Below are 14519 nucleotides of genomic sequence, written 5' to 3' on the forward strand. Positions count from 1 at the left end.
GTTTTCCCGTCAATTCGTGGACAACTAACACCGTCTAGTGCTGGACGAATTACGCTAGCTCTAACATTTTACTTCACGACTCGGTCTTTACCGTAAAGGAATCGTGTATTTGTCTGCGAATTGACTATATAACAGACCATTGGTTGAAAGTAGTGTGTGTACCTCTGCGATCGTCCAAAACTTAGGTGGCTTCTGGGAAAGTGCTTTAGCCAAATTCGAAAGGGCATCTTTCAGTTGTTTTAATAACGCTTCATGCATGACTCTGCTGTCTTCCGAAGGATGAGCATTTTCAAATGATCTTGTGCCCCTATGTAACATAATAGGAACATACTTCTGCTCAGTGCCATATTTATCGTTATGCCACTGAATCGAATGAAGTAACTGTTCAATTTCTGATCTAGAAACCTTATCATTGGTGCTATTATTTTTTGCCTCGATGATAAGATTGACCCCGTTTTCCATTCTCCATAGATTATCCGGTCCATCGCCCTCATCTTCCTCCGGCATCTGAGAAGTAAACCCGAGAAACTCTCCAATTTGATGAACACTCTTTTCAAACATATGAGAATCAACATCAGGTGAGTAAATTAAATCTGCATACAAGTTCTCAATAGCAATAACCACGTCAGTTCCATTCGAGTATTGCTCCAACCACTTAACAACAATATCAGCTTGCCGTCCTTTAACCTTGGTCAGTTTCGAGTAAGTATGGGCTTGCGGTTTTAATACCTTCGATGAAAGGCTCTTTGCTTTTACCTGCATGTCAGCAGCTCCAACTGGATTGAAGTAATCTAGCAAAGTTGCTCCCATTTGCAGATAATAAGCCTCATCAATATTACTCATAGAATCTTTATGCGTGTTCATAAAATCGCGAATGACACCGCAAGCATCTTCGTAAAAATCATCACGATACTTCTTGAGTCCAATTCTCTCCATCTCGGCAATATCGAGCAGGTGAGATGTCGCGCTTTTATCGTCTGGTTCAGCGTTCAAAATCATATCCTTGTGAAACTGACGCCATTCTTGATCACCAGTTAAACAAGCCTCCACCGCTCCATAAATCTCCTTCAATGCCTCTTCACAAGATGTTGGTTTCTGCTCGCCAAACAGCTCAAGACCAAAATCAATTTGCGCTCTTGTAGCAGGATTAAAGAAGGAACGATTCGCATCAACTCCAATGAAATTAAGCAATGAGTTGTCCAAAATGAAAACTGCACAATGATCACTACCTGACCTTACTGCTCTTCCTAAGCCCTGTTCGATTGTCTGAGCTGTCTGAGCATTTAAGAAAGGCGATCCCTCTCGCACAATTGAGATATACCGTTCTCTTGCGGAGTATGCACTCGGTTTTCCATCAAGAACTAGAATTCTGCAAGAGTCCCCTGCCAAGTCGACCCCATCGTATCTGTTAAGAAATACCATGAGATTTCCTTGGGACTGCCTCAAAGTTTCAGTCGCGGCTAGAATATTATCTTTATCAACAAGAGTCGGATTGTACTTAGCCCATGCCTTTGCTTTTCCACCATTGGGAACGATTACCACAACATTATGCGTCTCAGCATACTTTGCGATAATTGGTCGCATCATTTCGTCAGTCAAATCAGCGAAATACCTCTTAGGAGCGATAATTAACCTTTCTCCAGCGTCCCCCTGGTTATCAACCTCTAAAGGAGATACAACTGAATCCTTTTCAATTCCTAGTTCAGTTATTAGATCAGTACTGTTATTAAATGTTGCTGACAAAATAAACCTATTCTTGGCGTTAAAAAATGAAGGAATTCTTTGCACAGGAATTTGAAGCGGTGTAATTTCAATTTGGCTGCCACTTATATAACATTGGCACTTTGACAATTCATCGCCAATAATACCCCAAGTGAAGAAAACAGAATCATCGTTGTCTTCATACAACTTTTGAAGGATACTAAAAACTGAATCTTTATGCTGCCTCCAAACCCAGTAGGGAACGATCCGAGAAACCGTGGAATCCCCAGACTTTATGGCAGTTAGCGCTCCTTCACCCTGCTCGCGGATTGAAGATTCGAATAGCTTATACAATTTTGAGTACGCAGGATGATCCCTCTCAAAAATAATCGTACTTTGCTGACGAGCCTTCTTAATACAACTATGGGCATCATCAATAACGAACGCACCGATTTCTTGAATTGGTCGACTCCCATACCCATCAACGCCGAAAATTGAGCGACCGTTAAACATTCTCTCGAATGTAGTGACAAGAATTGCTTTTCCATTCAGGAACTCAACTGGGAACTCAGCTGCTTGACCTGGTTCTTGAAAGATTGTAACTACAGGTATATTGTGAATAGCAGCCTGTTGGATGGCTTGTTCCACAAGTTGCTTATCAGGACAAAGATATACCACAGGTCCTACCCCTTCATTCATCTTAGAAAGGAGCATCAATTGACCAATCAATGTCTTACCTGCACCGGTGTTTAAGATCCCTACTACATCTCTCTGTCCACGATTGCTATACCACAACTTCAAAAAGTCTTTTTGAATATCCCGAAGATAGTCGTATCCTTCCTGATGAATCAAGGTTTTGAAAATTTCAGTTGGGTCTGAAGGCTTTTGTGGACCACCACCGTTTCCGCCTCTAATCCTACTCTTGAATAAGCTCATCATCGATTCTCCATTCCTAGACTTAGATTTTCCCAGTATTATATACCAGACTATCTGTCGAAGTTTGTTACTTTTTGCATAATCAGTGCGATTTTTGCAAATACGTAAACCAAGCAATGAGGAAGCGGACCACCTTTAACGAAAGTTAAGCCGCCAGGCAAATACTGGCGGCTTAGTATTAGTCTATCGGCATCAATAAAGTTACCATTAAATCGAAATCAATTAGTCCTGAAAGTTCAATAGTCCCTTGCTTTAGGGTTTCTGCTAATGCGCTAAATGTTACACCATCCACGCTAAACGAGGCATTTACGATACTGACCTCGCAAGAATCATCTCCAACTGCATCCCTACAAGCAGGTTCGATGTGTGACTTAAACAAGTCATCCGCCGCATATTGGGCGTTTTTACCGATCATTTTGACATCCATTTCGTTGCTCCAATGCCATGGTATCATCTTACGTCCTTTACGCCATCTCTCGACAAGGTGTACGTTCTCAAGACCATCTACAACACTCTGACCTGCATGCTCGCTTACAATTACCTGCAAAATTCCATTCGTTCTTTTGATTCCCGACGATAACGCCTGAAAAACTTTATTCACTGCCTGTAATTCCTCATTCTCCGAATCCTCTTCGGTATCATCAGGGAATTGAGTTTGACTCGGTTGATCAATGACTAAAAGACTCGGCACGTAAGGGATGTCTTGGCTAATAAAAAGTTCATGTAACGCCAATAAGGTAGCTACGTGATAACCAAGCCAGTTAGCTCCGCTACCAATTTCACGTAACCATGCAGTGCCACCTTTCTCGTCAATAACTCGTATGGTTAGCTTATTGGTATCAAGCTGAATCAGATCATCCCCTGTTTCTAGTTCAACAATATTGCCGTAGTGACCAGCAAACCTTGAAAACTTAAACAACGCTGTTTCTTTCCTTTGAGTAAATGTTTCAAAGTCTACTGCCTTAAGTAAATCTGCCTCTTCTTCTTTCAATGCATCAATTTCACTTGCAAACAACCCCTCATCAGTTAAAGACTCATGAAGGTTAATGAACTCCGCAGTTCTACCTACAAACATTGCGCGTTGCTCTCTTGTAGCTTGCATCTCTTCGGTTTCTTCTTGAATATATTCACGTTCAGATCTAACTTGGCGAAGTTCAGATTCCTTAACAGAGATCTGCTTCTGTAGTTCTACCTCTTCTGCATCTAACATTGGCGGAACAAGCTCGACAGCCTTCCATTGGGCTTCAACTTTTTGAGTAGATTCAATTAGTTTTTTCAGTTCACTGGAAGGAGATTCACTGTTGTTTCCACAAAGAGGACACGTATGATCAGTACTTAATCGCTCCACTAGCCATGATGTTGAGGATAGCCTGTCTCGCTTTCTAGAGATGTTAATTTCCGAAGTTGCCCTAGCCAAGGAAAGTTCTCTTAACTGAGTACGCCTTACCCTCAATGTTGTGATTTCTGAATTTAGTGCGCTCTCCCGTTCACGTAACCATGAAAGCCTCTCGGTGTTGATATGGTGACCATCTGAATCCCAGTAAGTCGGATCTTTCTTCCATGTAGTAACGATATCCTTTAGTCGTTCAAACAAGACCTGGGTGCTCGTCTCATCTACCCGTAGAGACGGTACCAGACCATATTGTGCCGCGGCTATGTATCTGCCTCTTACCTCACCTGAAAAATTCTCGATGTTTATTTTTAACGCTTCGAGTTGCCGTTGTTTTCGCTCGATCAACCGCCTGACCTCTTGCAAGCGATGCTGTTTTATCAAAGTTTCAGCATCGACAACCCCCAATACCAAGGGGAAGATTTCTCGTAACTTTCTAGCGTGTTCTTCCACATCCGCCTCAAAGAACATGGTCTCATTGTTCGCAACTATTCGCTGTGGCTGGAACATAAAAGCGGTCATGTCTGAAATTGAAGCTCTTCCCTTAAAGCCGCTACCCGTCTCATTGAAGTCCGAATTCGACTGAGGTATTTTTGCCAACCTTTGCAAGATGCCCTTGGCATTGTCGCGGTTTGCATTTTTCTCAGGAAAGTCGGGAACCGAAACACTTACCCCTTCGATGATCATATAATCATCCGTGGAGTTCTGGTCACCCGGATCTCTCCGTGCAAGTAACTTTTCTCCCTCTACCGTACTGATCAACAACCCATACCACGATGAATTCCGTCTGATTGGACCGATCTTGGGAATGGAACAACCTCCCGATCCAAAACAGTAATCAATTATTTCGATAATGGCTGACTTACCGCTACGACTCGCACCCGTAATATAGTTTATTGCACCCGGCTTAAAATTAAGTATACGTGGAGTTTTGTTCGAATCTTTAGACCATATGATAATCTTCAAAATTGCAAAGTTCATTTTAGTGGCTCCACTCCTAGTATCGTCAGATATTCAAAAGAGGACATACTTCCTGCCCATACCCCCAGCTTATTCGCTGCCTTTAATACATCCTTTGTTTCATCTGATACCTTCTTAGGGAGCTTGTAGGGAACATTGGATGTAAAGTAGCCCTCTTCAAGAGTGATGAGATTACAAGCAATAGCTACGTTCAGGGAGCGGAAAGTCCTATTCTCCATAACACTCAAACGATTATCAATATTAAAAACGGTCTCGTTTTGAGCTACAGAACTAGCTGTGTCCCGATCAAGAATTGAACGTAGTCCAGACGACTGTTTTCTTTTCAAGATCATTTTTCGACTCGTATCATGAAATACCAAGGGAAGCACACTGACTAAGTGCCACAAAGTCAATGGCTGCAATTCTTCCGTTGGTCTTGAAATAAACCCCTGAGTAAACGCCCAAAGCGCATTACCCCCAAGAGCAGGGTTTTGCATTATTTCATACTCACGTAAAAGGGTTCCGCTCATGGTTTAGGGCTTCCTTTCGTTAAGGATTTGAAGCTAGGATGCCAACCTATAACTGCTTCTTGCTCTTCGGTAAAGTGAGCTAAGGCGTGGAAATTACCACAGGAGATTGACTTTGGCATTATTTCATTATGGATGAATGTGTTCTGTTCTAAAGTTAAATCCATGCATTCTTGACCCTTAAGCTCGTCCGAAGGGAAGGACTGTCTGTACGCTCGTCTACTTGCAGTTTCCCAGCATTTTTTCAAGTCCTTCTCGTATTGCAGAAGAGTTGTTTCGGAAACCGCATTATTATCTGACCATTTCATTCGCGTGTCTTGTGCATGTAGAAAGTTCAGAATTGCCTCCCTGATTACATCCTCGTCCACATTAATCCAATCTAACTGCTTAACAAAACCGTGAGATTCGTATTCGCTTAAATCAACGTCCATATCAAATGGTTCAATTATTGCTGACAATCGAGCAACTGTAACTTTTCTGAATAGTCCCTGCAGCTCATTATCAAAATCAGCTCGGGTAATTCTGGGCTTTTGTCCGCTTTCAACTAATTCTCTAATTTTTCGTTTTACCCAACCATTCATTGTATCGAAAATCCCGACTTTCATACCTGGCTCAAACACCCTAAGAGCCTGCAGGTCCTCCAGATTACCCCCAAATCTAGAACTCATCTTATCGAAAACAGATACCTTTATGATCAAACTGCTTAACTGTTCGTTACTCAGTTTACTTAGTGTTTTTCCAAAAGGAACTAAGTCGTCCCTTAAGGTCGGAATCATAGTCCTTAATTCATCGCAAACAACCTTTGCGGATTTTCCATCTGTCGATCCATTGATCCGCCGCGCAAGACATTTTGCTGAAAGCGAGCCGTTTGTCGCGAGATGAAATTCTGTAGTGTTTAAAACTAATGGTGTTCCTAGAATCGTCTCTGCCCAAATGTGCAACGTCTTCCATAATGCAACGCTTCTGTCGGAGAGTGGCGATCCAGAGTTGACGGTAGACTTATCCTGTTCCCGTATCTCATTACCGTTATCGAGATGAACACTTACATCATCTACATCCTCAACTCCTATTTCGACAACATCTACCCCAGACTGGAAGAGTCTATAAGTAGCACGATCAAACTGATACACATATCCTAAAGCTTGACCTGAAGCAGAGTGATCTGTACTCATCGGTTACCTCCAACTTTGAAGATCAAAAGTCCTATACACTAAAATACGACAATTTACTTATATTTCCTCCCCCATCTGTGGAATTCTTATTGTAAGATATCTTCGGGAATAATAATCCGTGACAAAATAAAAAGCTGCCGAATTTCGTGGCAGCTGCAGGACCAATTGTCGTATTACTGTTTTATTTAGATTAATCATTAGGTCTGTGATGCGATAATATCATCCAATATTTTTCGTCACGAATCATATATTCTTTAATGACATCAATAGACATACCCATTTCACTTAATAGAATTATTACTATCAATGCTTCAAGCAACGGTAATGTTCTATACATTTCTGCATAACCAAGGATTCCATTATTATCTTGCTTATAGTGTGAGTAGTAATTTCGTGTTTTTGTTATTTTCGTATAAAACTCATTATCATCTGAATTAATTACGTCTAAGCTATTTGCAGATAAGATCTGCAAATATTTATTATCAAGTCTTTTAATTCTATCTTTCAAACTAACTCTCTCTATGAATCCTGTAGAAATCCATTTTGCAACATCTTTAGCTTTATACGAAGAGCCTGCTTCTTTGAAAACTGGCGATAACACCGACTTAATTGCATCTATTTTCAACAGATCATCTAACCTGTCTTTTAAAACGTTCGCCTTCACTTCATCGTTAGAAACACGTAAATCGTAACCCTCAAGGAATTTACAATAAGTTAGAAATAAATCCTCTACTGTTGAACCCCTTTTTCCATTGAAGTGGAAAAACACATCTTGCAAATAAGTGTATTTTTCATCTTCAGCAAACATAAACCATTTCTCGAAGTAATCCTGAAGATCTTCTTTAATTTTGTCGTAATTAACTCGGGAACGATAAGTTGATAAAATCTCATTATTATATGAGAAGTCTTTGTTCACAAAGAGCCACATTCTCAAACCGTCTTCTTTCAGTATGAGTCTTATATCTTCGGCAGATGTTATTTTCCCTATAAGTAGTCCAAAAAACCGCATAATTATACGAAGATGACTAATTACTATTTCATCGTCAACCTTCGTTTCGTATTCAATAAATATTCTTGGTGCATTTCTCAATGTCATCTCGATTTTATCATTACTGCTTAAGAACGGGGGATTTGTTTCATATTTCAAGTAGATCCTTGGATTCGACTCTCTGATAAGAATTGGTTCAATCTGATTTTCTTGAATAGTTATGACACCATCATTTACAGAAAAATCAACACTACGTATTTTCAACCAATCAACGATCTCAGGAATTTCAAATGAGAAGGATGAAATCCCTTCAATTTTATTACCACTAAACTCCATATAATCTTCTCCGTTATATAAAAAAGCTTTTGTAGCATGATACAAGGTTCCAGTTGAATCTCCACCACTTTGACCAGTAGTAAACACTTTATATAAATGGGAACTATCTTTCCCAACGAAAATTCGCGCGAATGGATCTCCATACCCATCAATATGGAAAGTTATATTGTTACCGTCAATGGCAAGCTGTCCGATATCACCATTGTCTTTAATTTCGTTTCCTTTTGACCATTTGCACTGAACATTCATCAACTATCCCACCCCTATTCCTTCTAGCATAACTCGTTCAGATTCTGTATCACTACATGTTATTTCATTAATTCTTTATATTAGCATTTTTTAACATCTTCTCTATTAAAGTAAATTGATCTTCAGTTAATGGGAAAAAACTCATATCCTTATGAGGTTGGAATAATGGAACAATGCTTTGTATTTCTTTAATATGAAGACCATCTCCCTCTTTAGGAACTTCATAGTCCATGACAACTGGCAGTTTTATTGGATAGCCGGGCTGTGTACCTCGCCAAGTATTTCACTCCTACAGTCAAGTGTCGGTATGTGAATATTCACCAGTATAGTCCTTACTTCCTGCAACAAAAGTATGTACCGACAATGTAGCTCACTTAAGGTGCTAAAAGAAAATGCGGTTACCCCGTGTTGGAGCAACCGCATTTCGTTTTCACCTTCACTTCTCATACAGAGGGAGCCTTGTCGCGACATACTCCTTGATAGAGGGGAGCTGCTTTTTCAACCGTTCTATATCTTCTAGCTTAGGATCTAGCTCAAAACAGAATTGATCACAAATATACAGAACTTCAACGAAATCAAACCCCTCATACACCTTCAAGTCGTTGTCCTCCAACCTTAGCAAACGGCTGAACCACCAACTGATTCGGTCAGCAAGCGATTTATAAGCCCATCTTGTTAGTGGTGTTACTTCTAGGTCGGTCTTATTGTAATAATCCCTGAACAGTTTGTTCAGCATGTAGAAGTAAATCCTGCTACTCTTCGGAGAAATGGAGTACTCCTTGCCGACCTCTAAAGTCATAATGTCTACAGGATCGGTATCGATTTTAGGTCGGAAAACATCGGGTATGTTTCTCGAGTCAACGACACTTACTCGGCGGTCGAAAAATAACTCCAATTCTTCCATCAACTCAGCAGCTTTACCCCACTCAAAAGGGATGCTTGGATCGAATTCTGCAAGGAAGTCGATGTCACTCTCGGGCATCTCTCTTCGGGCAAGACAGCTGCCATAAAGCTTCAATGCTATTACCCCATGCGCCGCGGCGATCTCCATAATTCGTGTTCGCTGTTCGATGATTGTGTCGATTACGTTCATGTGAGAACCCCTCCCTGACTCATAAATGGATGGTACGAATCTTGGCCCCAGTACGCTCTCTTGGATACCCGAGTGCATTGTTAATCAAACGGCAACCACTGCTGTGAACATAATCTACATGATCGTGGCTGTGACCATAACACCAGACCTTCCCGTTCGCTCTCTCCAGTAAGTGAGAACCATCGAAGTAGAAAAAGGTCGATACTGGACTGTCCTTATACTTGGTCGGCATGCTTGATGCATCGGGTCCGACATGGGTGACGATGACCTGACATTCGTTAAAGACCTCTTCGAGCTTCCAACGTTCCCATTCAAAAAATCCCTTAAGTCTCTCGCGGGTGAATGTCGGGAAGATCAGGTTGGCATCATTCATGTATTGCTGCCAAACGGCGTAAAGACGTGACTCTGAAAAGCCTAATGATGATACCCCATAAGAGAAGTCATGCCACATTCCGGCTCCTCCGTATTTGATACCATCTATGGTGACCACCGAGCCATCTATGCAGGTCACACCTTCGATCCGTTCAACCATGTGCTGGATCGATTTCAGTCGAGTCATCGAGTCCTCGTAATGCCATTTCTCCGATACGTCTACAAGATAAAGATCATGGTTGCCAAAGACCAACAAAATGTATTTGTAGTATCGCTTGAAGCTTCTCAACAGAAGCTCATTCTGGTGGTTGTGATGCCCCAGGTCTCCCGCAATGATCAGAACCTCTGAAGGATTTGCAGGGACAAGGGCATCTACGAACACGTCGATACTTATTTGCTGGGCGTGATTGTATTGGTTAAACCAGTGGTCAATATGCAGGTCAGATATTAGATCAAAGGACGAAGCCGCCATATAGTAAACCCCCACCGTTACGAATTTGTTGTATTCTACCGTAGTTGAGGGGGTAATTGAACCCCTGAAATGAAGGAAGGTGTTACAACCGAACTCAGTTTAGCCTTGCTGCTACGTACTCACTGGTTCAGCATTTACTCCAATCCTACAGACCTGACAAGGTGAGACTGACTTGTCTTTGCGATCATATGAGAACACCTACTGCACATCTGGCATAACGCCCATTTTCGGATATTGAGCTTTCTCTACTACTCCTTACTGTAGATGCAGTTGGGGTCGATATTCATGATGTCCACCGAGGACAAGATGAGCTGTTCGGCGGTAGTTTGCCGGGAATCGACTATTGAGATGTCTCTGTCCCTGCCTAAGACATTCTTTAGCTCCCACTCAATGAACGAATTGGATGGAATACTTCCTTCCACTGTTGGATCGAAAATGGCTATTAAGTCGATGCTGCTTTTGGCGTTCCCTTTTTCGTAGAGGGCTGAACCATACAACCTGAGTGACTGGATTCCATATTCGGCGGATCTGCGCATCAGGCTTGAACGGTTATTGTAGACGTGTAAGAGAGTAGGCATAGTAAGAAGCTCCTTAGCCGATTGAATGTTGGAATTGGTTGAACTGGTTGTTTATGTTCAGTAGTATCCCTGTACTTATATTTGGTCTCAGTTACTAACTGCTGAAATTGAACCCCGCTCGAGCGAGTAGAGAAAATTCCTCTAATAATAGAAAAATCTAAGTGAGAGTTCACTTAGGCGTTCATCAAGGATATGTATAAGAACCCCACGCTAAGATTTGCTCAACCTAAAAGGACTCAGCGGAAAAATAAAAAGTGCCGATTTCTCGGCACTCTTCGGTATAGCTATATGACGAACTCAACAAAGCTCGGTGTTCTGAGCAAGTTCTGTTTCGTGTAGCACTAGAATTTTACTTTACTGTTAATGTGGGGATGGAGATAGATCCAGTTCTTATCCTCACCGCGAACGAGCTGTTGCGCGATTTTGGCGAAGGCTCTGCGTTCAGCTTGGGGAACAAATTCCGTGATTCCAATAGGGCGTCCATCCTTCAAAAGCGACCAACCGAACTGGGATTTACGGATCGCGCCGCTCTGAATGACATCGTATAGGTAGTTCTTCACTTTAATCCATTGATTACTTCAGGTATCGAGCGTTACTTGGCGTTCTAAAGTTTGTTATATTCCTCATCTGTTATTGGTTCTAACCATTCCGGCTTGCCTGCAGTGATTGCAATGTGTTCAAACCAGCTTTCTTTTGTAGCGCCATGCCAGTGTTTGACACCATCATGGGTGACAATAACATCACCGGCTTTTAAGAATTGGGCAGGTTTTCCTTCTTCTTGGTACCAACCTTCGCCACCAGTTACTAATAAAAGTTGAAATCCATCACGATGAATATGCCAGTTATTTCTGCATCCCGGTTCAAAAGTCACATTCCCAACACCAACATTCACTTTAGGATCAGCAACTAATGATTTAAGATAACTTTGCCCCACAAAATATTGTGCAAATACTTCATTTTTTTCGCCCACCGGGAAAATAACGCCATTTTTTACTTCTTCATGTTTTGCCATTTTAATTCCTCCTGTTTATTTTAATTTCCCGCCAAAAACCGGGAAGAAGCTATGCTCACCATAATTTTGGATGTGCTCTACATTCTTCAAAGTCTCCATATCTGCATCGCTGATAACAAAATCAAGCTCTGTATTGATTCTCATGTGATCTGGATTTGCCGTCTTAGGAATTACCACAAGACCAAGTTGAGTATCATAACGTAGGCAAAGCTGAGCAACAGATACTCCATACTTATCAGCTATTACCTTAATCTCTGTATTATCAAGGACTGCACCGTGTGCAATTGGTGAATAAGCCTCTACCAGGATGTCATGCTTCTGGCAGAATTCAATGAGCTCCAAAGGAGTATTGCTCACATGTGCCAATATTTGATTTACCATAGGCTTGATCTCACAGCTTGCAAGAATGTTCTCTACATCGTCCTGTAGGAAGTTAGAAAGACCGATTGCCTTTACTTTACCAGTCTTATAAGCATATTCCATTGATTTCCATACTTCTTTGTTTTCCTCGAAGTAACGGTTCTCCTCGCGGAACTCCTTCCAAGGCTGTGGGCTGTGAATAAGCAGAAGGTCAATGTATTCTAGCCCCAATTTTGCTAAAGACTCATCAATGGATTTCGTAACTGCATCATAGTTCTTTGCTTCTGCAGCAACCTTTGTCGTAATGAAAAGCTCTTCTCTTGCGATACCGCAAGAACAGATTGCCTTGCCTACACCGGCTTCATTCATATAAGCCTGGGCAGTATCGATATGGCGATATCCGATGGACACCGCATCACGAACTGCCTGCTCTGCCTGTCCTTCGTCAAGCAGCCAGGTGCCAAGACCTAATTTCGGAATGACTACACCATTTAATAAGCTGTAAGTTTCATTAAACATGTTTTTGTCCCCTTTGCTATGCTTGACTCTTCAGTGTCTAAAGTGTCCTTAATTTTCAGGAATAATTTCATTAATGCATGCTAATGCATTAAGTGCCCTCGGAAAACCCATATAAGGTAGGCATTGCGTAATGGCGGCGATTAATGTCTCCTTGTCGTTGCCCACATTCACGTTCCCTTGCACATGCGCCTTCACTTGACCTTCCGCTCCGCCGAGTGCGCTTAGAATACAAAACGTGAGCAATTCCCGTGTTTTCAAATCAAGTCCACCGCGTGTGTAGAAATCCCCAAAACAGAAAGCGGAAAGATAGTCCTGTATATGCTTTTGATTGGATGGGGCACTCTCCCGCGTCTTTGAAATGACATCACCAAAGATCTCTTCCTGCACGGCAAACCCCTTGTCAAAACGTATATTATCATCCACCTGCTTTTGGCTCTTAAGCGGTAATGCAATATTCTTGGATATAAATACTTCATTAACTTCGTTAATCGCATTCAACGTTTTGGGAAATCCAAGGTATGGTGCACATTGATAAATTGCCTCTTTGATTTCAATCGGTGTGAGTCCAATGTTTAACGCGGCATGGATATGCGCCCTCAGCTGAGGCAATGTTTGGTTAGTCGCAAGCACCACTAAAGTGATAAGCTCGCGTTGCTTATCATCCAGGTTACCTTGATAAAAAACTTCTCCAAAAATGAAGTGGCTCAGGATGTCCTGTAAATCAGGATCGGTAGCGTATGACTTAGGTACTCCATTACCGAATAACTGATTGTACTTTTCCTTACTCTTCTCAATTCGATCCATCATATAAACCTCCGATTACTTAAAAATGACCAACAATTCGGTGCGGTAAATATGGTTCTTCCAAAAACGTACTTTCTTCAGGTGTTAATTTAACGGAAAGAGCAGCTTCCGCATCCTCAAGATGGGAAATTTTTGTTGCACCGACAATGGGGGAGGTGACCGGTTCTTTGTGCAGAAGCCACGCAAGTGCGATATGAACGCGGCGAACGCCATGCTTCTCCGCTAGACTCGCAACCCGCTCTACTATCAACTGATCCGCATCTGCTGTTGCATCATATTTTTGCTTGGCAATTAGATCGGTTTCGGCACGATGTGTAGTTGCCTCCCGCGCCAATCTTCCTCCTGCGAGCGGGCTATAAGGAATGACCCCGATTTTTTCTTCTTTGCAAAGCGGCAGCATCTCTCGCTCCTCTTCGCGGTAAATGAGGTTCAAATGATTTTGCATTGATACAAATCGTGTCCATCCATTTTTCTCAGCTACATGCAATGCTTTCTGAAACTGCCATGCCCACATGGCAGAAGCTCCGATGTATCGTGCTTTACCAGCCTTAACTACGTCATGAAGTGCCTCCATAGTCTCTTCGATGGGCGTATTGTAATCCCAACGATGAATTTGATATAAATCAACGTATTCGGTTCTCAATCTCTTAAGACTCTTGTCGATTTCGCTCATGATCGCTTTACGGGAAAGTCCGGCTCCATTGGGTCCTCGATGCATTTGTCCATGTATCTTGGTCGCGAGGACAATTTCATCACGGTTCGCATAATCCTTTAGTACCTTTCCAACGATTTCCTCACTTGTTCCCTCGGCATATACATTCGCTGTATCAAAAAAATTGATTCCAAGCTCCAAAGCCTTTTTTATAATTGGACGAGCGTGCTCCTCATCAAGCACCCATCTATGATGCCCTTTCTCTGCGTCGCCGAAGCCCATACAACCAAGACAAATACGAGACACATCCAATCCAGTATTCCCCAGTTTCGTAAAATCCATTTCACTAATCCTCCCTTTTTCATTAATTACTGGTCAAATAAGTGTGACTTTCTTGA

At 41.9% G+C, this 14519-nt stretch carries 12 protein-coding genes; all 12 read right to left on the bottom strand.

What is annotated here, in order from left to right; translation table 11 throughout:
• Positions 1 to 87: 87 nt before the first annotated feature.
• Complete coding sequence (locus tag ACFPQ4_RS02660) at positions 88 to 2640, bottom strand: DEAD/DEAH box helicase (RefSeq protein WP_378110184.1); 2553 nt, start codon at positions 2638 to 2640, stop codon at positions 88 to 90.
• A 175-nt stretch (positions 2641 to 2815) separates the two neighbouring features.
• On the bottom strand, positions 2816 to 5008 hold the full coding sequence (locus ACFPQ4_RS02665) for a DUF3732 domain-containing protein (RefSeq protein WP_378110185.1): 2193 nt from the start codon (positions 5006 to 5008) through the stop codon (positions 2816 to 2818).
• Positions 5005 to 5517, bottom strand: coding sequence for a three component ABC system middle component (locus ACFPQ4_RS02670; protein WP_378110186.1), 513 nt, complete (start codon positions 5515 to 5517; stop codon positions 5005 to 5007). The genes ACFPQ4_RS02665 and ACFPQ4_RS02670 overlap by 4 nt, the downstream gene beginning before the upstream one ends.
• A complete protein-coding gene (locus ACFPQ4_RS02675) occupies positions 5514 to 6686 on the bottom strand; it encodes an ABC-three component system protein (protein WP_378110187.1) in 1173 nt (390 codons plus the stop codon). The genes ACFPQ4_RS02670 and ACFPQ4_RS02675 overlap by 4 nt, the downstream gene beginning before the upstream one ends.
• Before the next feature lie 190 nt (positions 6687 to 6876).
• Positions 6877 to 8259 (bottom strand): ApeA N-terminal domain 1-containing protein, encoded by a 1383-nt coding sequence (locus ACFPQ4_RS02680; RefSeq protein ID WP_378110527.1) that lies wholly within the window; start codon positions 8257 to 8259, stop codon positions 6877 to 6879.
• 436 nt (positions 8260 to 8695) lie between these two features.
• Positions 8696 to 9352: a nucleotidyltransferase family protein gene (locus ACFPQ4_RS02685; protein ID WP_378110188.1), complete on the bottom strand. Its 657-nt coding sequence runs from the start codon at positions 9350 to 9352 to the stop codon at positions 8696 to 8698.
• Between the two features lie 19 nt (positions 9353 to 9371).
• Positions 9372 to 10196, bottom strand: a complete 825-nt coding sequence (locus ACFPQ4_RS02690; protein WP_378110189.1) for a metallophosphoesterase family protein — start codon at positions 10194 to 10196, stop codon at positions 9372 to 9374.
• 248 nt (positions 10197 to 10444) lie between these two features.
• A complete protein-coding gene (locus ACFPQ4_RS02695; RefSeq protein ID WP_378110190.1) occupies positions 10445 to 10774 on the bottom strand; it encodes a hypothetical protein in 330 nt (109 codons plus the stop codon).
• Between the two features lie 604 nt (positions 10775 to 11378).
• Positions 11379 to 11786 (bottom strand): cupin domain-containing protein, encoded by a 408-nt coding sequence (locus tag ACFPQ4_RS02700; RefSeq protein WP_378110191.1) that lies wholly within the window; start codon positions 11784 to 11786, stop codon positions 11379 to 11381.
• Between the two features lie 15 nt (positions 11787 to 11801).
• A complete protein-coding gene (locus ACFPQ4_RS02705) occupies positions 11802 to 12665 on the bottom strand; it encodes an aldo/keto reductase (protein WP_378110192.1) in 864 nt (287 codons plus the stop codon).
• Positions 12666 to 12713: 48 nt separating this feature from the next.
• Positions 12714 to 13472, bottom strand: a complete 759-nt coding sequence (locus tag ACFPQ4_RS02710; RefSeq protein WP_378110193.1) for a carboxymuconolactone decarboxylase family protein — start codon at positions 13470 to 13472, stop codon at positions 12714 to 12716.
• A 16-nt stretch (positions 13473 to 13488) separates the two neighbouring features.
• Positions 13489 to 14463, bottom strand: a complete 975-nt coding sequence (locus ACFPQ4_RS02715) for an aldo/keto reductase (protein ID WP_378110194.1) — start codon at positions 14461 to 14463, stop codon at positions 13489 to 13491.
• Between the last annotated feature and the right edge of the window lie 56 nt (positions 14464 to 14519).

This window comes from Cohnella yongneupensis, from assembly GCF_042655785.1.
Lineage (GTDB): Bacteria > Bacillota > Bacilli > Paenibacillales > Paenibacillaceae > Cohnella > Cohnella yongneupensis.

What these genes read in the sequence shown, in the direction of transcription:
- ACFPQ4_RS02660 (WP_378110184.1), bottom strand. Translation starts at nt 2,640, where the DNA reads ATGATGAGCTTATTCAAGAGTAGGATTAGAGGCGGAAACGGTGGTGGT.
- ACFPQ4_RS02665 (WP_378110185.1), bottom strand. Translation starts at nt 5,008, where the DNA reads ATGAACTTTGCAATTTTGAAGATTATCATATGGTCTAAAGATTCGAAC.
- ACFPQ4_RS02670 (WP_378110186.1), bottom strand. Translation starts at nt 5,517, where the DNA reads ATGAGCGGAACCCTTTTACGTGAGTATGAAATAATGCAAAACCCTGCT.
- ACFPQ4_RS02675 (WP_378110187.1), bottom strand. Translation starts at nt 6,686, where the DNA reads ATGAGTACAGATCACTCTGCTTCAGGTCAAGCTTTAGGATATGTGTAT.
- ACFPQ4_RS02680 (WP_378110527.1), bottom strand. Translation starts at nt 8,259, where the DNA reads ATGAATGTTCAGTGCAAATGGTCAAAAGGAAACGAAATTAAAGACAAT.
- ACFPQ4_RS02685 (WP_378110188.1), bottom strand. Translation starts at nt 9,352, where the DNA reads ATGAACGTAATCGACACAATCATCGAACAGCGAACACGAATTATGGAG.
- ACFPQ4_RS02690 (WP_378110189.1), bottom strand. Translation starts at nt 10,196, where the DNA reads ATGGCGGCTTCGTCCTTTGATCTAATATCTGACCTGCATATTGACCAC.
- ACFPQ4_RS02695 (WP_378110190.1), bottom strand. Translation starts at nt 10,774, where the DNA reads ATGCCTACTCTCTTACACGTCTACAATAACCGTTCAAGCCTGATGCGC.
- ACFPQ4_RS02700 (WP_378110191.1), bottom strand. Translation starts at nt 11,786, where the DNA reads ATGGCAAAACATGAAGAAGTAAAAAATGGCGTTATTTTCCCGGTGGGC.
- ACFPQ4_RS02705 (WP_378110192.1), bottom strand. Translation starts at nt 12,665, where the DNA reads ATGTTTAATGAAACTTACAGCTTATTAAATGGTGTAGTCATTCCGAAA.
- ACFPQ4_RS02710 (WP_378110193.1), bottom strand. Translation starts at nt 13,472, where the DNA reads ATGATGGATCGAATTGAGAAGAGTAAGGAAAAGTACAATCAGTTATTC.
- ACFPQ4_RS02715 (WP_378110194.1), bottom strand. Translation starts at nt 14,463, where the DNA reads ATGGATTTTACGAAACTGGGGAATACTGGATTGGATGTGTCTCGTATT.